This window comes from Acuticoccus kalidii, assembly GCF_021556395.1.
Taxonomy (GTDB): domain Bacteria; phylum Pseudomonadota; class Alphaproteobacteria; order Rhizobiales; family Amorphaceae; genus Acuticoccus; species Acuticoccus kalidii.
In genome coordinates, this window is sequence record NZ_JAKGCS010000015.1 from 416447 (window position 1) to 437655 (window position 21209).

19 protein-coding genes are annotated in these 21209 nt (G+C 68.7%); 12 read left to right on the forward strand and 7 right to left on the reverse strand.

From position 1 onward, the window contains the following. Nucleotide 1 precedes the first annotated feature (1 nt). The 3 genes from L1787_RS09920 to L1787_RS09930 all read right to left on the reverse strand — a co-directional run bounded on the left by L1787_RS09920 (nucleotide 2) and on the right by L1787_RS09930 (nucleotide 4188). On the reverse strand, nucleotides 2–1138 hold the full coding sequence (locus L1787_RS09920; protein ID WP_235708646.1) for a CaiB/BaiF CoA transferase family protein: 1137 nt from the start codon (nucleotides 1136–1138) through the stop codon (nucleotides 2–4). Between the two features lie 12 nt (nucleotides 1139–1150). Next, the gene (locus L1787_RS09925) at nucleotides 1151–3076 is read right to left on the reverse strand and encodes a TRAP transporter permease (RefSeq protein WP_235708647.1); all 1926 of its coding nucleotides are present in this window, start codon (nucleotides 3074–3076) and stop codon (nucleotides 1151–1153) included. Between the two features lie 65 nt (nucleotides 3077–3141). Next, a complete protein-coding gene (locus L1787_RS09930; protein ID WP_235708648.1) occupies nucleotides 3142–4188 on the reverse strand; it encodes a TAXI family TRAP transporter solute-binding subunit in 1047 nt (348 codons plus the stop codon). 93 nt (nucleotides 4189–4281) lie between these two features. On the opposite strand from L1787_RS09930, the gene L1787_RS09935 reads away from it, so the two are divergent. Continuing rightward, complete coding sequence (locus L1787_RS09935) at nucleotides 4282–5025, forward strand: SDR family oxidoreductase (RefSeq protein WP_235708649.1); 744 nt, start codon at nucleotides 4282–4284, stop codon at nucleotides 5023–5025. Nucleotides 5026–5052: 27 nt separating this feature from the next. Here the strand turns inward: L1787_RS09935 and L1787_RS09940 are convergent, their stop codons facing one another. The 3 genes from L1787_RS09940 to L1787_RS09950 all read right to left on the reverse strand — a co-directional run bounded on the left by L1787_RS09940 (nucleotide 5053) and on the right by L1787_RS09950 (nucleotide 7576). Continuing rightward, nucleotides 5053–5586, reverse strand: a complete 534-nt coding sequence (locus L1787_RS09940; RefSeq protein ID WP_235708650.1) for an HdeD family acid-resistance protein — start codon at nucleotides 5584–5586, stop codon at nucleotides 5053–5055. A 240-nt stretch (nucleotides 5587–5826) separates the two neighbouring features. Further along, a complete protein-coding gene (locus L1787_RS09945) occupies nucleotides 5827–7200 on the reverse strand; it encodes an MFS transporter (protein ID WP_235708651.1) in 1374 nt (457 codons plus the stop codon). A 115-nt stretch (nucleotides 7201–7315) separates the two neighbouring features. Beyond that, a complete protein-coding gene (locus L1787_RS09950; protein WP_235708652.1) occupies nucleotides 7316–7576 on the reverse strand; it encodes a metal-sensing transcriptional repressor in 261 nt (86 codons plus the stop codon). A gap of 145 nt (nucleotides 7577–7721) precedes the next feature. Between L1787_RS09950 and L1787_RS09955 the strand changes: the two genes are divergently transcribed. Next, nucleotides 7722–8354, forward strand: coding sequence for an FMN-binding negative transcriptional regulator (locus L1787_RS09955; protein WP_235708653.1), 633 nt, complete (start codon nucleotides 7722–7724; stop codon nucleotides 8352–8354). A gap of 50 nt (nucleotides 8355–8404) precedes the next feature. On the opposite strand, the gene L1787_RS09960 is transcribed toward L1787_RS09955, so the two are convergent. Beyond that, nucleotides 8405–9166 carry an aspartate dehydrogenase gene (locus L1787_RS09960; protein ID WP_235708722.1) on the reverse strand — a complete coding sequence of 254 codons (762 nt, stop codon included), beginning with the start codon at nucleotides 9164–9166 and terminating at the stop codon, nucleotides 8405–8407. A 173-nt stretch (nucleotides 9167–9339) separates the two neighbouring features. Here L1787_RS09960 and L1787_RS09965 point away from each other — a divergent pair, with 173 nt between their 5' ends. From L1787_RS09965 to L1787_RS10010, 10 genes are all read left to right on the forward strand, one after another. Then, nucleotides 9340–10035, forward strand: a complete 696-nt coding sequence (locus tag L1787_RS09965) for an LbetaH domain-containing protein (protein WP_235708654.1) — start codon at nucleotides 9340–9342, stop codon at nucleotides 10033–10035. Between the two features lie 604 nt (nucleotides 10036–10639). After that, nucleotides 10640–10891, forward strand: a complete 252-nt coding sequence (locus tag L1787_RS09970) for a DUF1344 domain-containing protein (protein ID WP_235708655.1) — start codon at nucleotides 10640–10642, stop codon at nucleotides 10889–10891. 112 nt (nucleotides 10892–11003) lie between these two features. Continuing rightward, the gene (locus L1787_RS09975) at nucleotides 11004–11636 is read left to right on the forward strand and encodes a hypothetical protein (protein ID WP_235708656.1); all 633 of its coding nucleotides are present in this window, start codon (nucleotides 11004–11006) and stop codon (nucleotides 11634–11636) included. A 35-nt stretch (nucleotides 11637–11671) separates the two neighbouring features. Beyond that, the gene (locus L1787_RS09980; RefSeq protein WP_235708657.1) at nucleotides 11672–12670 is read left to right on the forward strand and encodes an HlyD family secretion protein; all 999 of its coding nucleotides are present in this window, start codon (nucleotides 11672–11674) and stop codon (nucleotides 12668–12670) included. Continuing rightward, entirely contained in the window at nucleotides 12667–13608 is a 942-nt protein-coding gene (locus L1787_RS09985) for an ABC transporter ATP-binding protein (protein ID WP_235708658.1), read from the forward strand. The genes L1787_RS09980 and L1787_RS09985 overlap by 4 nt, the downstream gene beginning before the upstream one ends. Beyond that, nucleotides 13605–14564 carry an ABC transporter ATP-binding protein gene (locus L1787_RS09990; protein WP_235708659.1) on the forward strand — a complete coding sequence of 320 codons (960 nt, stop codon included), beginning with the start codon at nucleotides 13605–13607 and terminating at the stop codon, nucleotides 14562–14564. The genes L1787_RS09985 and L1787_RS09990 overlap by 4 nt, the downstream gene beginning before the upstream one ends. Next, the gene (locus L1787_RS09995) at nucleotides 14561–15697 is read left to right on the forward strand and encodes an ABC transporter permease (RefSeq protein WP_235708660.1); all 1137 of its coding nucleotides are present in this window, start codon (nucleotides 14561–14563) and stop codon (nucleotides 15695–15697) included. Before L1787_RS09990 ends, L1787_RS09995 begins: the two co-directional genes overlap by 4 nt. Nucleotides 15698–15702: 5 nt before the next feature. Next, nucleotides 15703–16836 carry an ABC transporter permease gene (locus tag L1787_RS10000; RefSeq protein WP_235708661.1) on the forward strand — a complete coding sequence of 378 codons (1134 nt, stop codon included), beginning with the start codon at nucleotides 15703–15705 and terminating at the stop codon, nucleotides 16834–16836. Beyond that, nucleotides 16833–19385, forward strand: a complete 2553-nt coding sequence (gene mgtA, locus L1787_RS10005; protein ID WP_235708662.1) for a magnesium-translocating P-type ATPase — start codon at nucleotides 16833–16835, stop codon at nucleotides 19383–19385. Before L1787_RS10000 ends, mgtA begins: the two co-directional genes overlap by 4 nt. A gap of 66 nt (nucleotides 19386–19451) precedes the next feature. After that, nucleotides 19452–21194, forward strand: a complete 1743-nt coding sequence (locus L1787_RS10010; RefSeq protein ID WP_235708663.1) for a VTT domain-containing protein — start codon at nucleotides 19452–19454, stop codon at nucleotides 21192–21194. The last annotated feature ends 15 nt before the right edge of the window (nucleotides 21195–21209 follow it).

The following is a 21209-nucleotide window of genomic DNA, read 5'->3' on the forward strand; positions in this document are numbered from 1 at the left end:
ATCATGCGTTGCCGTGGGCCGCGTTCGCCTCGCCGAGCGCCGGCGCGGGCGAGACGTGCCAATGGTCCCCCGAGAAGCGATAGGGCGGGCCCGGAAAGCGGGCCGCCTCACCGTCCGGGCGGGCGAGGGTCTGGAAGAAGTCGCGGAAAGCGAGCTGCTCGTCGTCGACGAGCTCACCGATGCGGCTCACCGGCCCGAGAACGATCCGCCGGGCGATCGCCTGCTCGGTGAGGTGCTGCTTGGTGTGCCCGGCGGTGAACGCCTCGAACGCCTCGCGAAAGGCCTGCCGCGCCTCGCTAGTGGTGCGCCAGGCGCGATCCTGCCAACGCTCTTCGGAGAGGGTGACGGCCGAGGGGTGGCCCTCTTCGGCCAGCATGGCGACGAGGGATTTCCACGAGGTGCCCAGCGAGAGCGGCGAAGCGAGGAACACCATGCCGTCTTGGCAGCGGAAGATGTCCTCCGTGGCGTCGCGCGTGCCTTCGCCGCCGCGCATCGAGATCCGCCGTTCGAGATCCCAGACCTGGATCGCGTTCTGAAGCGAATGGGCGATGCATTCGTTGACCGCGACGTCGATCACATGGCCGCGGCCGGTGGCCTCCGCGTCGACGAGGGCGATCGCCGTCACGGTGGCGGTGTAGACGGAGGCCATCATCGTCGCCTGTCCGCCGGGCAGGCGAAGCGGCGGCTCACCCGGTCGTCCGGACATCCACGTCATGCCGCCCGCCGCCTGGAGGGTGAGGTCGGTGGCGGGTGCGTCCGCCAGCGGCCCGCCGAGACCGAAGGGCGACACCGCGGTGATGACCGCCTGCGGCGCGAGGGTCACGAGCTCGTGGAGCGCGTCGAACATCGGCCCGTCGCGCTCCACCAGGATGACGGACGCATCGCGGGCCAGCGCCTCGAAGGCCCGCCGTCCGGCCGCATCGTCGAAGTCGATCTCGACGCTGCGCTTGCTGGCGTTGAAGAAGGCGAAGCGCTCGGCCGCGCCCGGCCCGCTCTCGTGCCGATCCGCGAGGCCGCCGGGCGGCTCGACGCGGATCACCTCCGCGCCGAGGTCCGCAAACAACCGCGTGGCGTAGCGTGCGTAATCATGCGCCATGTCGAGGATGCGGACGCCGGTATAGGGGCGTGTCTGTGCCATGTTCACTCCGGTTTAGGTCTCGGCCGCGCGCTGCACGCCGAAGTGGACCGTGGATTTGCGGTGGTCGGCGAGATTGAGGGCGTAGGCGACCACGAGGATCACCGCGCCGCCGACGCTGAGGATGAGGTGGGGGTAGAGCAAGGCGGCCCCGCCGACGGCGAAGAGCACGCGCTGTAAGGGGCTCGTCCGGGTGACCGCCCATCCTTCGAGTGCCGCGGAGAAGGCGACGACGCCGACGAGCGCGGTGCTCACATAGAGGAGGAACGTCCCGTTGATGCCGTTGAGGCCGATCAGGTTCGGGTAGTAGGCGAACATGAACGGCACCAGCCAGGCGACGAAGCCGAGCCGCATCGCGATCCAGGCGACGCGCAGCGCCGGCGCCTTCGCGACCCCCGCGGCGGCGAAGATCACGACCGCCACGGGTGGCGAGAGGCCGGACAGCACCGCGTAGTAGAAGATGAACAGGTGCGCGACGACGACGGGAATGCCGAAGTCGATTAGCACCGGCGCCACCAGCGACGCGACGATGACATAGGCCCCGACCGTCACGACGCCCATACCGACGATGATCGCGATGACGGCACACATGACGAGCGTCAGGAACATCGAGCCGCCGGCGACGGCGGTGATCAGCGTCGCGAGCCGCGCACCGAGCCCGGTGAGGAGGAGCATCCCGACGACGATGCCGGCGAGGGCAAGCGCCACCGCGATCGCGCCGAGGGTCGACGCCGATTCGCGGGCGAACGCCTCGACCCGCGGCATCGTCGCCAACCGGGTCCGGGGATAGAGCTGCGTCCCGATCAACATGATGATGAAGGCGACGGAGATCGCGTAATCGATCGAGAATTTGAGGACGAGGAGCGTCACCAGCACCACGATCGGCACGAAGAGCAGAAGGCTGCGCAGCGCGTTACCGGCGACCGTCAGCCGCTCCTCGCCCTCGTCCGGCGGAACCTCCGACTTGATCGGCACGCGGCAGGAGCGGAAATGCACCTGCGCGAAGAGGCTGCCATAATAAAGGAGCGCCGGAACGAGGCAGTAGGCCGCGATCAGGATGAACGGCGTGTTGGTGTACTCCGCCATCAGGAACGCCGACGCGCCGAGAAGCGGCGGCACGAACTGACTGCCGGTCGAGGCGACGGCCTCGACGCCGGCCGCAAAAGACGGCGAGTAGCCCGCGCGCCGCATCAGGGGAATGGTGATCGTCCCGGTCGTGAGGACGTTGGTGATCCCGCTGCCCGTCACCATGCCCATGAGGGCGCTGCCGACGACGGAGACCTTGCCCGGCCCGCCCCTCGCATTGCCGCACAGCGCGAAGGTGAGGTTGAGGAGATAGTTGCCGACCCCGGAGACGGTGAGCAGCGCCGTAAAGAACACGAAGACGGTGACGAACCCCGCCGCGAAGCCGAGCGGCGTGCCGAATATCCCGTCAAAGCCCAGCACCGTGACCTTGAGCGCGTTTTCCCAGCTCACCCCCGCATGGTTCAGGATACCGGGGATGTAGTTGCCGTAGACCGCATAAAGGACGAAGACGGTGACGACGAAGATGAGCGGCAGTGCCGTCGTCCGGCGGGCCGCCTCGAAGACGCAGAGCACCAGGAGAACGGCGAGGAATCGCTCTTTCGGCGACAGATAGGAGAAGAACAGCATGTCCTCCCACTGCGTCGCCAGATAGATCGTCGGGACCGCCATCAGCGCGATGACCGCGACGTTGAATATCGTCTCGGCCCGCGAGCGCTCGCGAAAGATGCCGGACGGATAGACGAGAATGACGCACGCCACCGCCGCGAACAGGAAAAGCGGCCGGTGGACGTAGGCGTTGAAGGCACCGAAAAAGGCGGAATAAAGCGCTGTACCGAGCACCACCGCGCCGATGACCACGACGGCGATGCGTTGAACGAACAGGTGTAACGGCTGCGCTGTCGCTGGCGCGTGCATGGGCGACACTCCTCAGCAGAACGGGCGGAAAGGAGGCGCCACGGAATGGCGCCTCGGCTCGATGGTCAGTCGCCGATGCGTTCGGCCCACTCTTTCGCGCCAGGCACGTCGTGCTCGAGGTAGTAGCGAAGCGCACCCGGATGCGGCGGCACCGTTGCGCCCTTCAAGGCATCCTCCAACTTGGCGACCCGGAACGCCGGGTGCGCGTTGCGCAGGATGTCGATATTCTCCCAGACGGTCTTCGTCAGGTCGTAGGCGAGGTCGTCGGGAAGATCTTCGTGCAGCGTCGCGTAGACGCCGTGGAAGAAGGCGACTCCCGGCTCCGGCACGGTGATGTTCGGATACGCGTCCTTGGGAAATTCCTGCGCATAGACGGGAAAGACCGCTTCGACCGCCTCGATCTTCTCGGGATCGGGCTGAAGGAGGACGATGTTCTGCCGGGTGGAGAGTTCGGTGACGGCGCCGCTGCCGAGCGCGCGGCTGGCGGACAGCCCGTCGATCGTCCCGTTGCCGAGCTGCTCGATCGACTGGGACGTGTTGTAGGGTTTCACGTCGATATCCTCGAAGGCGTCGACACCGTGGGCGTCGAGGAGCGCGTGGAGGAAGGCGAACGCCTGGTCCCAACGCTCCGGCCGGTCCGGCGACACGGTCACGACCGGCCCGCCGATCGCGAGGCCGGAATCCTTCAGACCCTCGACCGAGGTGATGCCGTGCCGTTCGAGAACGAAGACGTTGTAGGCGGCTTCCTGCGCGAAGAACCATGTCCGCACAGGGATCTTTCGGCCGGTGAACGAGCCGGTCCCCTCATAGCCGGTCTGCAGGTCGTAGCTGACGTGCATGCCGCCGGCCCGTTCGCCGCGCATCATCTGCGGGAACACTTCCATTGCCGAGCCGGGGCTGACCGTCGCGGTGGCGCGGACGTTCGGCATTTCCTGGCTGATCATCGCCGCCAGCGCCGACATGCCGGCGAAATAGGTGCCGGTCGCACTGGCCGAGCCGAACACGAGCTCCCAGTTGTCGCCGGATTTCATCTGCTCGACGGATTGCGCGTTGGCCCCCGCGATCGAGGTGCCCATCAACAGCGCGAACGCGAGTCCTCGGATCCTACGCATCGTTTCCTCCCTCGCCGCAATTCAATCTGCGGTCGTCTTTGTGGAGATTCGATATTAGGTATAATATATAATGTTAGCAAGAGGGGTTTCGTGATGGATCGAACGAACGGCGTTCTCGTGGTGACGGGTGCATCGCGGGGGATCGGCGCGGCCACCGCACGGCGGGCGGCCGCACGCGGCTGGCGCGTATGCGTCAACTATCGCACCGACGCGGCGGCGGCCGAGCGCGTGGTCGCCGCGATCCGCGACGATGGCGGCGACGCGTTCGAGGTGCGCGCCGACACCGCCGACGAGGCCGCCGTCATCGCCATGTTCGACACCGTGGCCGAGCGCTATGGCCGGATCGACGCCCTCGTCGCGAATGCCGGCACATACGGCACCGCCCGCCGCGTTGCCGACCTTCCGGTCGCCGAAATGCGCCAGATGCTGGAGACCAACGTGCTCGGGCTCATGATCTGCGCCCGCGAAGCGGTCCGCCGCATGTCGACGCGCTCGGGCGGCGCCGGCGGGCGGATCGTCACCGTCTCATCGGTCGCCGGGATGAACGGGGGATCGGGCCAGCGCACTCATTATGCGGCCTCGAAGGGCGCGGTGAACGCCTTCACCCTCGGCCTCGCCAAGGAGGTCGCCGGTGAGGGCATCAACGTGAACACCGTCTCGCCGGGGCTGACATGGACCGACATGAACCCGCCCGGCCGCCTCGAGGCGATTGAGCACACGGTTCCGATCGGCCGGGCCGCGCAGCCGGAGGAGATCGCCGCCGGCATCGTCTGGCTGTTGTCGGACGAGGCGAGCTATTGCGTGGGCGCGAACCTCACGATGTCCGGCGGGCGCTAAGGCGCGCCGGAGATCGCCAGCGCGGGCTCAAACGGCCTTGTCCGCCGTGAGGCCGAGGAAGAAATAGGCCCATCCCGACGTGATCATGTTGATCCCGACGAGGAGGCCGATCGCCCACGCCGCCGAGCTCGGCAGATGGGCCGCGATCAGGATCCCGGCCGCGACCGAGACGATGCCGGACGCCAACAGCCACCCCCACCCGTCGACCGGCCGCAGGCGGATCGCCATGGCGCCTTCCAACACGCCCTGGACGATGAACGTCGCACAGATGAAGAGCGTCAGCGTGATGAGGCCGGCCAGCGGAAAGAAGGCGAGCCAGACACCCGCGAGGACGTAGAGCACGCCGACGAGGAGATCGAGAAAGAACGCGCTCCATTTCTGCGTCGAGAAGGCGTGGACGACCTGGACGATGCCGCCGACGAGGAAGAGCCAGCCGATGAAGATCTTCGTCGCGATGGTGGTCACGAACGGAAAGATCAACGCGACCACGCCCAACACGATGAGGACGAGCCCCAGCGTGACGAACCATGTGCGGTGCGCCGCAACGGCGCTCTCCACCATGGGGACTGCGGAACGGGATACCGTTTGCTGTGACATTGCCGTGCGCTCCGATTAAGGTCCACCTGTCCGTCAGGATGCGATGTCGGCACCGGGCCGCCTCAACGTCGCCCGGAGCTTGCGATCGAGCGCGATGCCGCGCCGACCGCACGTCGCCCTCGGAACGATCGGGAAAAACCGAAACGCCGATTTGACATCCATCAACGGCGCGATGGTCGTGGCGCGGAGACCGCGCGGCGGCGCTCAGCGGCGCGGCCACACCGGATGATGATCGTCGATGACGAAGGCGTGCGCATGGCGGGTCGGAGCGTGGCGATGAAACGACCCGGCGGCGGCCGGGTCCGCCCGGTGATGGCCGTCGCGCGCCACCGCGTGACTGTGGGCGATCGGCAAATGCTCGTGCTCGACGATCTCCGGGTCGTGCCGCGGCCAGAGCACGAGGGCGGCCGCCGCGCCGACCCCCGCCCCGACGGCCAACACGAAGAATGTCGGTCCGAGGCCGATCGCGGCGCCGAGCCACCCGGCCGCCGGATAGGCGGCGAGCCAACAGGCATGGCTCAGCGCGAACTGCGCCGCGTAGAGGGCCGGCCGGTCTTCCGCGTGGGAGGAGCGGCGCAGGAGCAGCCCCGCCGGCGTCTGGACCAGCGACGCCCCGGCGCCGAGCAGCGCCCAGACCGCCAGCATCATCCCGAAACTCGGTGACAGACCGGCGAGGACGAGGCCCGCCGGCAAAATCATCGCGCCGAACAGCATCGCCGTCCGCGCCGGGATCCGCGCCGCCCCCGCCTCGTCCGGCGCGACGAGCCGCGGCAGCGCCAGCGCGACGATCATCGAGCCGAGACCGTAGGCGGCGAAGGCGAGCGCCACCTCCCGGTCGCTCCCGCCGAACGCCTCCTTCACGAGGACGACCGTGTTGACGATGACCATGGCCCCGGCCGAGGCCACGGCGAAGGACAGCGCGAGAAGCCCCCGCAGGCGCGGCGTCGCCAGGTAGATCCAGACGCCGCGGGTCACGCGCTCCCGGAACGGCCGCACCACCGACTGGCGCACCATCGGCAGCGTGACACTCACCACCAGCGCCGCCGAGGCGAGAAAGCCGAGCGCGTTGCCGACGAAGAGCCAGTGAAAGCTGATCACCGTGAGGAGCGCCCCGGCGAGCATCGGCGAGACAAGCGATTCGAGGTCGTAAGCGAGGCGGGAGAGGGACAGAGCGCGCGTATAATCGGCCTCCGATTCCAGGATGTCGGGGATCGTCGCCTGGAAAGTCGGTGTGAACGCGGCCGAGCACGCCTGAAAGGCGAAGACGAGGACATAGACCTGCCACGTCGCCGTGACGAACGGCAGGAGCAGCACCATCGACGCGCGCGCCAGATCGAGCGCCACGAGGAAGATCCGCCGCGGAACGCGCTCGGCGAGTGCCCCGGCGATCGGCGCGATCCCGACATAGGCGACCATCTTGAGCGCGAGCGCCGTGCCGAGCACCTGCCCCGCGTCACCCTCGGCGAGATCGTAGGCGAGGAGACCGAGCGCGACGGTGGTCAACCCCGTGCCGATGAGGGACAGAACCTGCGCCGCGAACAGATGGCGATAGGTCGTGTTGCCGAGGATCGAGAGCATGCCTCACCCCTTGGAGCACGATCCGTCCGCAGTCGGTCGGACGCCGGCGTGCTCGTTTCTCGCTTCCGACGCGGTGTCGCGCCGTCCGAATGGCCGTGACCGGGTCGCGGTCGCGCTAGAGATAGCGCGCGATCGCCTTCAACTCGGCGCGGTCCGCCTCCGCCCCATCGTCGTCGAGGCAATGGTCCATATGGTCGTGAATCAAGGTTCGCTTGGCGTTCGCGATGGCCTTTTCGACGGCGAGGAGCTGCTGGGCGACCTCCAGGCACGGCCGCGCCGTCTCGATCATCTCGATCACCGCGCGGAGGTGGCCGTCGGCCCGCTTGAGGCGCGCGATCACCGCCGGATGACTCGCATGGATGTGGGGCGTCGACATGCGCGGATCGTATCCCCCCGGGGGGGATATGACAAGCCGCCGGACCGCCGCCCGTTCAAATGAGCGCTTGACCCGATCGGCAATCGGAGGCTGAACCGAGGCGGGCCCGCACGAAGCCCGTTTCGCGCGCCAGAAGGAGCATCCGATGTACACGCCGCCCGCTTTTCGCGATGACGATCGAGACAGTCTGCGCGAGACGATCCGCGCGGCGCGCCTTGCGAATTTCGTGACGGCCACCGCCGACGGCCCGCTGGTGACGCCGCTGCCGCTCTTCCTCGACGCGAGCGAGGGCGAGCACGGCGTGATCTACGGCCACCTCGCGAAGGCCAATCCGCAGGCCCACACCCCGCCGATCGGCGAGGCCGTCGCCGTCTTCATGGGGCCGGACGCCTACATCACGCCATCCTGGTACGCGACGAAGGCCGAAAGCGGGAAGGTCGTGCCGACGTGGAATTATGTCGCCGTCCACGCCCACGGTCCGGTCGAGTTCTTCGACGATCCCGAGCGGCTCCGCACGGTCGTCACCCGCCTCACGGAGCTGCAAGAAGGCGAGCGGGCCGAGCCTTGGGCGGTCGGCGACGCGCCGGATCCGTTCATCGCCGGGCAGCTTCGCGGCATCATCGGCCTGCGCATGACGGTGACGCGCATCGAGGGCAAGCGGAAGATGAGCCAGAACCGGGTGCCGGCAGATCGCGCCGGCGTGGCGGCGGGGCTCGCGCAGAGCGAGCACCCGTCCGACCGGGCAGTCGCCCCGCTCATCCCGATCGAGCCCGTCTGATCGACGCGGCGGCAGAGCGCCGCCGCGTCACATCGCGTCGCCGCGCCCTCTCAGGTGCCGACCCGCATCGGCGCGCCGAGCTTGCGCAGGCAGGCGATCACCGAAAGGGCGGTGATGCGCCCGGTCTTGGGGTTTTCGGACGGGATGTTCTCGATCCGCATCGAGAAGCGGGCCGAGTCGGCCTCGACCTCGATCTCATGGCAATTGCGCTCGACGCTCGGATCGGCCCAGATCTCGAGCGTCGTGCGGTCCGGTCCGATGCCGGCGAGCGACAGCGCGACCGCCACGTTGAGATTGGCGGGGAAGCCCTTCGCCGCCTCGCGCGGCGTGCCGCGAAAGACCCGGATCGGCTCGCGCGCCCCCTCGATCGCGATGCCGTTCTCCACGAGATAGGGCGCGCCGACGAGGCCGGCGGGCGGCTTGCGCGTGACCATCCGCACCGCGTGGATTTCGCCTTCGGCGGCCGCCGTCACCGCATCGAGCCCGAGGAGCGCCCCGGTCGGAACGATGATCTGGCCGCCATTCTCGCGCGCGATCGCGACGAGGTGCTCATTGCTGAGGATCGCCCCGGCGCTGAGCGCCACGACCGTTTTCCCGGCGCGCAAAACGGGCTCGGCGATGGCCGCGAAAATCGCGGCGGGGGCGCATTCCACCACGATATCAGCGAGCGGCTCCAGCGCCGCTACCTCCACCACGGGCACCGGCGCCGACAGATGCGCGAGGCGCTCGGCGGCGCTGGCGGTGTCGCGCATCGAGACGGCGGCGAGCTCGCATCCGGGTATCCCGGCATCGAGCGCCTCGATCACCGCCATGCCGACCGCCCCGACACCGGCGACGGCCACCCGCACCGTTTCCGGCCTTCCGATTCCATGCGTCGTCACACGCCTCTCCGTCCCAATTTGTTCGACGTCGGCGACCCTAGCAGATCGCGCGGGCGGATCCTGCGGCCCGACGAGGCGGGCGCGGCGGGTGGAGCCCATCGAGGATGCGCATTGCCACTCCCGCCATGCCGGGGAAAGATGGCGGTGAACGCGCCGCCATGGCGCACCGGACACCCGGCGAGCGACCGCGCGAGGAGGCGGGCGACGATATGGAGACGCATACGCCCGCGCCTTACACGCCCCCGGCGCGACGCGCGCCGCCATCGCACCGCGACCGGCTGCGGCGCGCGCTTTGGGAAACGGTGGCGCTCGTCCTCGTGCGCCCCACGCCGCCCCCGTTGCACGGATGGCGGCGTTTCTGGCTTCGCCGCTTCGGCGCGCGCATCGGGCCGCGCGCCGCGGTCTATCCGTCGGCGAAGGTGTGGGCGCCGTGGAATCTCGTCCTCGGCCCCGGCGCCACGGTGGGACCGGGCGCGAGACTCTACAACGTCGCGCCGATCGAGATCGGGGCGAACGCGATCGTCAGCCAAGGCGCCCACCTGTGCACCGCCTCGCATGATCACACCGTGCCGACATTCGACCTCGTCGCGGCCCCGATCGCGGTGGAGGCCGACGTCTGGATCGCGGCGGACGCCTTCATCGGCCCCGGCGTCCGCCTGGCCGAGGGGGCCGTGGTCGGCGCGCGTGCCGTGGTGATGCGGTCGCTCGCGCCGCGCGAGGTGGCGGCCGGCAACCCCGCTTGCGTGATCGGCCACCGCCCCGCATCGGCCCGCAACGCGCTGCCCGGCCGGCAAAGCTGACGCGGCGCACGCCGCTTTTTGCGCGCGTAACGATTACATCATCTTTGCTTCATAAGCGGGACCTAAAATCGAAATAAGCTTCCAAAACTTACGAATTACATTAGAAATATTCTTCGCAATAAAGGTGAAGCATTCACGATCCGCCACGCGAGCGGTGTCGAATCTTCGCTGGACGGAGGCGCCGTGATGGGGAGACCGTCCGGGCCGCGATCCTGCCCCGAGCCGGGCGGACCCGACCGGAAACGGCCGCGAGACGGCCGTTCGTCGCCTGCGACGCAAGTCAGAGTTGGACCTTAGGGCGCGCCGACAAGGCGCAGGCGATCGCGGGGCCGAGAGCGCGTTCCGCCGTCGCGCCGCTCCTTTCAATGGAAAGAAAAGCACCAGATAGATCGAAAATCCGACGATGACATTCAAGTATATTGTCCAAATAAATAAACTATATCTTTCGTAATGAAGCGAAGACGGTTGACATCCGTCAATCAAGCGGCGCGAACGCGATGATTTCGTCCTGCCGGTGCTCGCGGCACGTCTGACCGCCAGACGGCCCGATCACCTCTTCCGTGTCACGACCTTCGTGCCACGTTCAAAGCAAGGACACATGTCAATGCGTAAGATCGTACTGTCTGCTCTGATCGCGACCGCCATGGCCGCCGCTCCCGCCCTCGCGGCCGAGTCGGCGATGGGCACCATCAAGTCGATGGATACGACGGCGAGAACGATCACTCTCGACAACGGCATGACCTACCACCTTCCGAGCGGCCAAATGACGACGCTCAAGGCCGGTGAGAAGGTCAAGGTGGATTACGTCATGGAAGGCAAGGTGCGCCAGGCCGAGCACGTGACCGTCGCGAAATAACGGCAGTCGCAGGTGCGGACGGGCGGACAGCTGCCACCCGCCCGCATTCTCGCGCGTCGTCGGGTCGATCGCGCGCGATTTCCGTTCGCACGTCTTCGGAGGAGGAATAGCCATGAAGAGCGTCCTGATCGCTGCGATCCTCATCACGTCCGTCGCGTCGGGCCCGGTGCTCGCGAAGGACACGCCGCCTGCGGCCAAGCCCACCCCCACCGCCGCAGCCGCGACCGCAGCCCCCCCCACAACCGCACAGACTCCCGGCGCACAGACCCCCGGCGCGCCCACCCCCATGCAGTTCATCACGCAAGCCGAAGAGATGCGCTTCGACGGCAAGACGCTGCGCCTCACCGACCCGGCCGGAGAGACGATCATCGCCGCCGAGGGTCGGGAAACCACCCTCGGCGTAATGAACAATCCCGCCTTCGTCGCGATGTTCGCCGAACTCGCCCCGGCCGGCGGCAAGGACGCGCCCAACGCGATGGTCGTCCTGTCGGGTTCGGACGAGGAGCCCGCCGTGGTGGAGCTGTCGGCCCCGCGCATGGACAAAGGCGACATCGTCTTCGACGTGAAGATCCTGGAGGGCAAACTTCCGGACAGCCACGAGGGCGTGACGGTGATGATCGACCCGTGGGTCTGGGTCGGACCGCGCCGCGTGTGGCGCGACCCCGTCGTCGCGGTGCCGCCCGCCACGCTTTATCCGCGGTGCCATTGGACCCCGTATTATCACGGCGCCGTATGCCGCTATTGAGACCTGTCGTGCGTCGCGAACCGTGAGCCGCGCCCATGCGAGCGCATCGTGGCATCGTCTTGCTCGCCCTCGCGATGCTCGGCGCCCTTGCGGGAGTCGCCTACCACGAGCGTGACGCTCTTCGGCGCTATCTCGGCCGCCCGGACGGTATGGCGACGATCGTCCTGTCGGGCAATATCGAGGCGCATCAGAGCGTGATCGGCTTCAAGACCGTGCAGTCGCGGATCACCGAACTCCCGTTCGACGAGGGGCAGGCGGTCACGGCCGGCACGCTGGTCGCGCGGGTCGACGACGCCGATTATCGCCAACAGGTCGCGATCGCCGCCGCGACCCTCGAGGGTCAACGGCGCCAGCTCGCCGCCACCCAGCAAGACCTCGCCGCCGCCGCCAAGCTCGTCGAGAGCGATACCGCGAACCTCGCCTTCGCCCAGTCCGAATATGACCGCGCGAAGACGCTGATGGAAAAGGGCGTCGGCACCATCGAGGCACGCGACCGAACCCAGGCCGCCCTCCTCGTCGCCACCGCCGCCCGCGACCGGGACGACGCGCTGCGGGAGGTCGCCTCCCGGCAGGTGGACCTTGCCGAGGCGAACATCGCCACCGCCGAAGAGCAATTGAAGCTCGCGCAGATCACGCTCGGCTACACCACGCTGACCGCTCCGATCGACGGGGTGATCACCGTCCGCGAGGCCGAGCTCGGCGAGATCGTGGTGCCGGGTACGCCGGTTCTCACCATCGCCGATCTCGATCATGTCTGGCTGCGGGCCTACATCAACGAGCCCGATATCGGGAAGGTGCGCCTCGGCCAATCCGCCACAGTGACCACCGACACCTACCCGAACACGACCTATGCGGGACGCGTCGCCTTCATCTCGCCCGTCGCCGAGTTCACGCCGAAGACGGTCGAAACGCATGCCGAGCGCGTCACGCTCGTCTACCGCGTGCGGATCGACATCGCCAACGCGAGCCACGCGCTGCTGCCCGGCATGCCCGCCGACGCGCGGCTCGACGCGCTGCCCCCGGCCGCCCCATGAGCCCGGACGCGCCTCCGGTCGTCGCCCTCGACGGCGTCGTCAAGCGTTTCGGCGAGCGTGTCGCCGTGGACGGGCTCGCCTTCGCGGTCGCGCCGGGGGAGATTTTCGGCCTCGTCGGCCCGGACGGCGCCGGCAAGACCACGACCTTGCGGATGCTCGCGGGTCTCCTGCCGCCCGACGCGGGAACGATCCGCGTCGCCGACACCGACGTCGTCGCCGCGCCAGAGGCCGTCAAGGCGCGCATCAGTTATATGCCGCAACGTTTCGGCCTCTACGAGGAGCTGACCGTCGCGGAGAATATCCGCTTCTATGCCGACCTCTTCGAGGTGCCGCGCCGCGTGCGGGAGGAGCGGACCGACCGTCTGCTCGCCGCCTCGGGAATGACGGCGTTTCGCGCCTTCCGCGCCGGCAAACTGTCGGGCGGCATGAAGCAGAAACTCGGCCTCACCTGCGCCCTCGTCCACACCCCGGACATCGTCCTCCTCGACGAGCCGACCACCGGCGTCGATCCCGTCTCGCGGCGCGAATTCTGGGCGATCCTCTATCGCCTGCGCGCTGAGGGCGTGACCATCCTCCTCTCCACCGCCTATCTCGACGAGGCGGAACGCTGCGACCGGCTCGCGCTTCTGTCGGCCGGCCGCGTCCTCCATTGCGACACGCCGGCGGCGCTCAAGGCCCGCATGCCGGGCGCCGTCCTCGCGATCATGACGGGGAGCGGCCGCGCGGCCCGCGCCGCCCTCGATGGGCAAGAGGGCGTCGGCCGGGCGCTTCTCGTCGGCGGCGGGCTCCATGTGGTGGTGGACGATCCGGCGCGCCGCATTCCGCAAATCCGGGCGTCGCTCGCCGAGCGGAGCGTGCCGGTCGGCGACATCGCCGCGATCGCGCCCGGCGTCGAGGACGTGTTCATGGCGCTGGTCGCCGACGCGAGCCCACGATGAGCACGGGGGAGCCGGACGCGATCGTCGTCGACGGGCTCGTGAAGCGATTCGGTGCCTTCGTCGCGGTTGATCATGTGAGCTTCGCCGTGGCGCCAGGCGAGATCATGGGCTTTCTCGGGCCCAACGGAGCCGGCAAATCGACGATCATCCGCATCCTGTGCGGGCTCTTTGCGCCCACGGAAGGGCACGTGCGCGTCTCCGGCATCGACGTCGCGACGGACCCGGAGGGCGTCCGGGCGCGGATCGGCTACATGTCGCAGAAATTTTCGCTCTATCGCGACCTGACGGTTCTCGAAAACCTGACCTTTTTTGCCGGCATCTATGGCGTGCGGCGACGGGCGCGGGCCGAGCGGATCGGTTACGCCGTGGAGATGGCCGGGCTCGGCGGGCGCGAGGGGCAACGCGTCGCGACGCTGTCGGGCGGCTGGCAGCAGCGTCTCGCCCTCGGCTGCGCCATCCTCCACCGCCCGCGCATCCTCTTCCTCGACGAGCCGACTTCGGGGGTCGAGCCGATGGCGCGGCGGCGCTTCTGGGATCTCATCCATGCGCTCGCCGAGGATGGCGTCAGCGTCCTCGTTTCGACCCACTATATGGACGAGGCGGAATATTGCGACCGCGTGGCGCTGATCAATCACGGCCGGCTCGTCGCGGTCGACACGCCCGGCGCATTGAAGCGCGCCGGCGGCGGCCGCCCCCTCTTCGTGATCGAGCCGGCCGACCTCGGCGCGGCCCTCGCCGCACTCGCCGGCGCGGCGGGGATCGCGAGCGCCTCCGTCTATGGCGGCACGCTGCACGTTGCGGCGGCCGATCCGCACTATGACGCGGCCGATCTCGCAGCCCTCTTCGCGGAGCGGGGCGTCGAGCCGGGCCGGATCGAGCCGACCGCTCCGTCGCTCGAAGACGTCTTCGTCGACCTCGTCGCCAGCGACACCCGGACGGGAGGCCGCGCGGCATGAGGGCGAAGCGCCTCCTCGCGATCGCGCGCAAGGAGGTGCTGCAGATCGTGCGCGATCCGCGCAGCCTGATGATCGCGCTGCTGATGCCGTTCCTCCAGATGTTCCTCCTCGGTTACGGCATCTCCCTCGATCTGAAACACGTTCCGGTCTGCGTCTTCGACCGGGAGCGAAGCCAGACGAGCGAGGATCTCGTCGCCCGCTTCGAGGCCTCCGCCTATTTCGCCGTCACCCGCAGGCTTTCCCAATATGCCGAGCTCACCGACGCGATCGACCGGCGCGCTTGCGTCCTCGCGCTGGTGATCCCGCCCGATTTCAGCGAGCGTCTCGCGGCCGACGGAACGGCGCCCGTCCAGGCGATCCTCGACGCGACCGACACGAACACGGCGACGATCGCCTACGGCTATGCCGCCAACGTCCTCGCGCGTTATTCGGCCGAGATCGGCGAGACCGAGCGCGCGCGACAGGGTGAGACGGCCTCCCTCTTCGTCCCGGTCGAGGTCGATTCGCGCGTCTGGTTCAATGAAGACCTCGAAAGCCGCAATTTCATCATTCCCGGCCTCGTCGCGGTGATCCTCGCACTCGTCGGCGCGCAGCTCACCGCGCTCACCATCGCGCGGGAGTGGGAGCGCGGCACGATGGAGCTCTTGATCTCGACGCCGGTCACCGCGACCGAGCTGATGGTGGGCAAACTCGCCCCTTATCTCGTTCTCGGCTGGGCGGTTTCGGTGCTTTGCCTGCTCCTTGCCGTCTTTTGGTTCGCCGTGCCGTTCCGTGGCACCATCGGCACGATCTTCGTCACGACGACGCTGTTCCTCCTCGTGGTGATCGGGATCGGTTATCTCGTCTCGGCGCTGATCCGCGACCAGCTCGGCGCGAGCCAGGTCGCGCTGATCGCCACGATCCTCCCGGCCAATCTCCTGTCGGGTTATATCTTCCCGATCGACCAGATGCCGGCCGCGGTGCAGGCGATCACCTACCTCGTCTACACCCGCTATTACGTCGAGATCGTCAAAGCGGTGTTCCTCAAAGGCTCCGGCCTCGCGGCGCTCGCTTTGCCGGTCGTCTTCCTCGCGGTCTATGCCGCCGCGGTGCTCGCGCTCGCCGCCCTCGCCTTCCGCAAGCGCCTCAGGTGACGGACATGCTGGGCCGCATCACCGCGATCATGGTCAAGGAGTTCATCGAGCTCTGGCGCGACAAAAGCGGCCGGATCCGCCTCGTCCTGATCCCGGTCCTTCAGATGCTGGCGTTCGGCTATGCGGCGACCTTCGACGTCGCCCATGTCTCCACGATCGTGCTCGACACCGACGCCAGCCAGGAAAGCCGCGACCTCGTCGCCCGCTTCACCGCGAGCCAACGCCTCGACGTCGTCGCCATCGCCACGCAGGAGGCGGACATCGTGGCGGCCGCGAACGCCGGCCTGGCGACCGTCGGCCTCGTGATCCGCGCGGGGTTCGCGCGCGATCTGCGCTCGGGGCACGGCGCGCGGATCCAGGTGATCGTCGACGGGACCAACTCCAACTCGGCGCTGATCGCGCTCGGCTATATCGGCACGATCGTCGCCCGCTATTCGCAGGACGAGGCGGACGATTTCGCCGGCCGCCTCGGCGGCGCCGCGGCCGCGCGCCCGGTGACCGTCACGCTCGAACAGCGGCCCTGGTTCAATCCTGGCCTCAACGATCGCTGGTTCTTCATTCCCGGCGTCATCGGCACCGTGACGCTCGTCCTGATCGTCAACCTCACCGCCTTCGCGGTGGTGCGCGAGCGCGAGGTGGGCACGCTGGAGCAGCTCATGGTGACGCCGATCCGGCCGGCCGAACTCATCGCCGGCAAGACGCTGCCCTTCCTCGTCGTGGGGTTCGTCCAGGTGGCGCTCGTCGTCGCGGTGGGGACGCTCTGGTTCGGCGTGCCGTTCGTCGGCAATCCGCTCGTCCTCGCCGGGGGGACGCTGCTTTTCCTCCTCAGCACCCTCGCGCTCGGGCTGTTGATCTCGACGACGTGCACGACCCAGCAACAGGCCTTCGCCACCAACTTCATCGTGCTCAACCCGATCTTCGTGCTGTCCGGCTTCGCCTTCCCGATCGCGAGTATGCCGAAGGTGCTGCAATGGCTCACTTATCTGAACCCGCTGCGCCATTTCCTGGTGGTGATCCGCGGCACGTTCCTCAAGGGCGTCGGTCTCGATGTCCTCTGGCCGCAATTCCTCGCGATGGGCGCCATCGCGGCGGTGCTCCTCACGGCGAGCATCCTGCGCTTCCGAAAGGCGCTCGAATGACGCCGGCGCCACACGACGCGGCCGGGACGGACGCCGCATGGTGGGCCCTCACCGCCGAGGACGCGATGTCGCGTCTCGGCAGCGGGCCGGACGGACTGACCGCGACCGAGGCCGCCGCGCGGCTCGCGCGGACCGGGGCGAACGCGCTGCGGCCGGGGAGCGGCACCGGCCTCCTCGGCCTCGCGCTGCGCCAGGTGGCGAACCCGGTGATGCTCGTCCTCGTCGGCGCCGCTCTGGTGTCGAGCGCCCTGCGCCAATGGATCGACGCCGCAATCATCCTCACCATCGTGATCGGCAGCGCGCTTCTCGGCCTCGTTCAGGAGCACCGCGCCTCGCGCGCCGTCGCGCGGCTGAAGGCCCGTCTCGCCCTCAAGGCGAGCGTCATGCGCGACGGCCGCGTCGCGGAGATCGCAAGCAGCGCGATCGTGCCCGGCGACGTCGTCCTCCTCTCGGCCGGAAGCCTCGTGCCGGCCGACGGGCTGATCCTCGAGGCGGCGGATCTCTTCGTGATCCAGTCGGCCCTCACCGGCGAGCCGGAGGCGGCGCGTAAATATCCCGGTCCCGTGGCGGCGACCGCCGGGCTCGCGGAACGGACCGACGCCGTGTTCACCGGCACCTCGGTCCGCTCCGGCACGGGGCGCTTTCTCGCCGTCGCCACCGGCGAAGCGACCGAATATGCCGCCATCGCGGGCCGTCTCCGGCTCGCCGCGCCGGAAACCGAGTTCGCCCGCGGGCTGCGGCGCTATGGCGACCTCCTCACCCGCGTGATGCTGGTGATGGTCCTCGTCGTGTTCGCGGCCAACGTCTTCCTGGAGCGGCCGCCGATCGATTCGCTCCTCTTCGCCATCGCCCTCGCGGTCGGCATGTCGCCGGAGCTGCTGCCGGCGGTCGTCAGCGTGACGCTCGCGAGCGGCGCGCGGCGGATGGCGGCGCGCGGGGTCATCGTGCGCCGGCTCGACGCGATCGAGAATCTCGGCTCCATGGAGATCCTGTGCACCGACAAGACGGGAACGCTGACGCGTGGGGTCATGGCGGTCGAGGCGGCGCTCGACCCGGACGGCGCGCCTTCGGACCGGGTTCTGCGGCTCGCCATCCTCAATGCGAGCCTTCAGGCCGGCCTCGCGAACCCCCTCGACGACGCGCTGGTCGAGCGCGGACGGACGGCCGGTATCGACATCTCCGGTTATGAGAAGGTCGACGAAGTGCCCTACGACTTCACCCGGCGGCGGCTCAGCGTGGTGGTGACCGACGGCACCCATGAGACGGTGATGCTGACGAAGGGCGCGCTGCGCGAAGTCCTCGATGTCTGCGCGACGCTGCGCACGGCGGACGGATGCGTCCCGATCGACGCCGCGCGCCGTGGCGCGATCGAGGCGCTGTTCGCGGACCGTAGCGCGGCGGGTCTGCGCGTCCTCGGGGTCGCGAGCCGTCCGCTGCCCGCCGCGGCACGCGTCCATCGCACCGACGAGACCATGATGACCTTCGAAGGCTTTCTCACCTTCCTCGATCCGCCGAAAACGGGCGCACGCGAGACGCTCGCGGCCCTCGCCGCGCGGGGCGTCGCCACCAAGGTGATCACGGGCGACAATCGCCTCGTCGCCCGCCACATCGCCGAGGCGGTCGGCCTGTCGGTCCACCGTGTCGTGACCGGGCGGGACCTCGCCGCGCTGCGCGAGGAGGCGCTCTGGCGCGTCGCCGAGGACGTCGACGTCTTCGCCGAGATCGACCCGGCGCAGAAGGAGCGCATCATCCTCGCTTTGCGCCGAGGCGGCCACGTGGTCGGCTATCTCGGGGACGGCATCAACGACGCCCCCGCGCTTCACGCGGCGGACGTCGGCATCTCGGTCGATAGCGCGGTGGACGTCGCGCGCGAGGCGGCCGATTTCGTCCTCCTCCAGCCCGACCTCGCCGTCCTCGCGGAGGGCATCGCGGAAGGCCGCCGCACGTTCGGCAACACGTTGAAATATATCTCGATCACCACCAGCGCCAATCTCGGCAACATGGTGTCGATGGCCCTCGCCTCGCTGGTGCTGCCCTTCCTGCCGCTGCTCGTCAAGCAGATCCTCCTCAACAACTTCCTGTCGGACTTTCCCGGCATGGCGATCGCCAGCGACCGGGTGGACCCCGAAGTGCTCGCCGCGCCGCATCGGTGGGACATGGGGAAGGTGACACGGGTGATGCTCGTCTTCGGCCTCGTCAGCTCGGCGTTCGACGTCCTGACCTTCTGGCTGTTGCTCGGCCCGTTCGAGGCGGATGCGGCGCTCTTCCGCACCGGCTGGTTCGTGGAATCGACGCTGACGGCGCTGCTCATCGTCTACGTCATTCGCACGTGGCGACCGGCATGGGCGAGCCAACCTGGGCGCCTCCTGTCGGCCTCGACCGCTGCGGTCGCCGCCTTCGCCCTTGCGATCCCCTATCTGCCGGGGGCCGATCTCATGGGCTTCGTGCCGCTTCCGTGGCCGCTGGTCATGTCACTTCTCGCCGTCACGGCGCTCTATGTCGCCGCTTCGGAAATGGCGAAATGGTGGTTTGCCGATATGATGCGTTGAGCGCGGGACGCGCCTCCCATCGCGCGCGTCACCGCGCGGGCCGGCGCACGCGGCGAGGGGCTTCGCATGTTCGAGTTCTTCCGGCATCCGCTCGAAATCGCGACCTCGCGGCTGTCCGAGGTCGCCCTCCTCTTTGCCATGCCCTTCGTTCGCGAGGAGGTGGCGATCGTCACCGGGAGCCTCCTCGTCGTCGAGCATCGGATGCCGTCCTGGCTCGCGCTCGTCAGCCTTTATGCCGGCATCGTCGCGAGCGACTGCCTCCTCTTCGGCCTCGGTCGTCTCGCGCGGCGGAGCGGCCGGGTCCGGCACCTCGTCGCGCGTCCCGGCATCGAACGGCTCGGCGCCTTCCTGCGCGCCCATACCGTTCCGGCGATGATCGTGTCGCGGCTCCTGCCGGGGCTGATGTCGCCGGTCTATATCGGTTGCGGGCTCTCGGGCGTGCGCTTCGCGTTCTTCGCCGCCATCTCGTTCACCACAGCGGCGATCTATCTCCTCGTGTTCTTCTGGCTCGCGACGCGGTTCGGCGACGGGGTTCTGTCGCGGATCGGCTACTGGTCGTGGATCGTGGCGATCCTCCTCCTCGTGGTGTCGCTCGGATGGCTTCGGACGCCGCCATGGGGCGTTCTCCTGCGGGTCGGCCGGTCGGGGATCGGCGGACTGGTCGCCCGCGGCCGGGCAACGTTCGGCGACACCGTCAGCCACGGCGGGATGCCGCCTCTTCGTGCCCGCGTCGCCTCCATCGCGACGGCCGAGCGCATCCCGACCCTGATGTTCTACGCCCCCCTCGCGGTGCAATGGATCTGGCTCTCGCTCCGCTTCCGCAGCGCCTCATTGCCGACCATCGCAAACCCGCGCATCGAGGTCGGCGGTCTCTGGGGCGAATCGAAGACCGCCTATCTCGACATGGTGTCCGGTGACGCGCGGCACTGGCTCGCCCCCTATGCCTCGCTCACGCGTCGCTTGGAGGGGGACGCGGCGGAGGACGGGCAGCGGGCCGTCGACCTCGCGCACGCGGCGGGGCTCGCATTCCCGCTCGTCGCCAAGCCGGACATCGGCTGGCAGGGTTATGGGGTGCGCCGTATCGACGACGCGGAGGCGCTCCGCGCCTATGTCGCCGCCTTCCCGGAGGAGGCGACACTGATGGTGCAGGCGCTCGTCGACTGGGACGGCGAAGCCGGCGTCTTCTACGCCCGCCGCCCCGGCGCACCGACCAGCATCGTCCTGTCCCTCACGCTGCGTTATTTCCCCCACGTCGTCGGCGACGGGACGCGCCCGGTTCGCGATCTCATCCTCGAGGATCGGCGCGCGTCGTGGAAGGCTGGCGCGCATTTCGGCCTGCAGGGCGCCCATGGCGGCCTTCCCCGCGAGACGCTCGACCGCGTGCCGGCACGCGGCGAGGTCGTTCGCCTCGCCTTTATCGGATCGATCCGCGTCGGCGGCCACTATCGCGATGCGAGCGACCACATCACGCCGGCCCTCACGGCCCGCTTCGACGCCATCTCGCGCGCGATGCCGGATTTCTATTATGGCCGCTACGATATCCGCTTCGCCTCGCTCGAACGGCTGGAGGCGGCGGAAGACTTCCGCATCATCGAGATCAACGGCGCCGGGGCCGAGGCGATCAATGTCTGGGATCCGGGAACCCCGCTGCGCCGGGTCTATGCCCGCCTCTTCGCCCATCAACGGCTCCTCTTCGAGATCGGTGCGGCGAACCGCGCGCGGGGCTGGCGGCCGGCCGGGCCGCTGGCGATCGCGCGCGCGGCGCGGCATCAGAACCGCCTCGTCGGCCGTTATCCGCCTTCGTCCTGAATGACGCAGGCGCTT

Excerpts from the sequence above, each read along its gene's own strand:
- L1787_RS09980 (WP_235708657.1), top strand. The coding sequence starts at position 11,672 with ATGCGAGCGCATCGTGGCATCGTCTTGCTCGCCCTCGCGATGCTCGGC.
- L1787_RS09990 (WP_235708659.1), top strand. The coding sequence starts at position 13,605 with ATGAGCACGGGGGAGCCGGACGCGATCGTCGTCGACGGGCTCGTGAAG.
- L1787_RS10010 (WP_235708663.1), top strand. The coding sequence starts at position 19,452 with ATGTTCGAGTTCTTCCGGCATCCGCTCGAAATCGCGACCTCGCGGCTG.
- L1787_RS09970 (WP_235708655.1), top strand. The coding sequence starts at position 10,640 with ATGCGTAAGATCGTACTGTCTGCTCTGATCGCGACCGCCATGGCCGCC.
- L1787_RS09945 (WP_235708651.1), bottom strand. The coding sequence starts at position 7,200 with ATGCTCTCGATCCTCGGCAACACGACCTATCGCCATCTGTTCGCGGCG.
- L1787_RS09955 (WP_235708653.1), top strand. The coding sequence starts at position 7,722 with ATGTACACGCCGCCCGCTTTTCGCGATGACGATCGAGACAGTCTGCGC.
- L1787_RS09940 (WP_235708650.1), bottom strand. The coding sequence starts at position 5,586 with ATGGTGGAGAGCGCCGTTGCGGCGCACCGCACATGGTTCGTCACGCTG.
- L1787_RS09935 (WP_235708649.1), top strand. The coding sequence starts at position 4,282 with ATGGATCGAACGAACGGCGTTCTCGTGGTGACGGGTGCATCGCGGGGG.
- L1787_RS09930 (WP_235708648.1), bottom strand. The coding sequence starts at position 4,188 with ATGCGTAGGATCCGAGGACTCGCGTTCGCGCTGTTGATGGGCACCTCG.
- L1787_RS09985 (WP_235708658.1), top strand. The coding sequence starts at position 12,667 with ATGAGCCCGGACGCGCCTCCGGTCGTCGCCCTCGACGGCGTCGTCAAG.
- mgtA (WP_235708662.1), top strand. The coding sequence starts at position 16,833 with ATGACGCCGGCGCCACACGACGCGGCCGGGACGGACGCCGCATGGTGG.
- L1787_RS09960 (WP_235708722.1), bottom strand. The coding sequence starts at position 9,166 with ATGGCGGTGATCGAGGCGCTCGATGCCGGGATACCCGGATGCGAGCTC.
- L1787_RS09995 (WP_235708660.1), top strand. The coding sequence starts at position 14,561 with ATGAGGGCGAAGCGCCTCCTCGCGATCGCGCGCAAGGAGGTGCTGCAG.
- L1787_RS09975 (WP_235708656.1), top strand. The coding sequence starts at position 11,004 with ATGAAGAGCGTCCTGATCGCTGCGATCCTCATCACGTCCGTCGCGTCG.
- L1787_RS09965 (WP_235708654.1), top strand. The coding sequence starts at position 9,340 with ATGCGCATTGCCACTCCCGCCATGCCGGGGAAAGATGGCGGTGAACGC.
- L1787_RS09950 (WP_235708652.1), bottom strand. The coding sequence starts at position 7,576 with ATGTCGACGCCCCACATCCATGCGAGTCATCCGGCGGTGATCGCGCGC.
- L1787_RS10000 (WP_235708661.1), top strand. The coding sequence starts at position 15,703 with ATGCTGGGCCGCATCACCGCGATCATGGTCAAGGAGTTCATCGAGCTC.
- L1787_RS09920 (WP_235708646.1), bottom strand. The coding sequence starts at position 1,138 with ATGGCACAGACACGCCCCTATACCGGCGTCCGCATCCTCGACATGGCG.
- L1787_RS09925 (WP_235708647.1), bottom strand. The coding sequence starts at position 3,076 with ATGCACGCGCCAGCGACAGCGCAGCCGTTACACCTGTTCGTTCAACGC.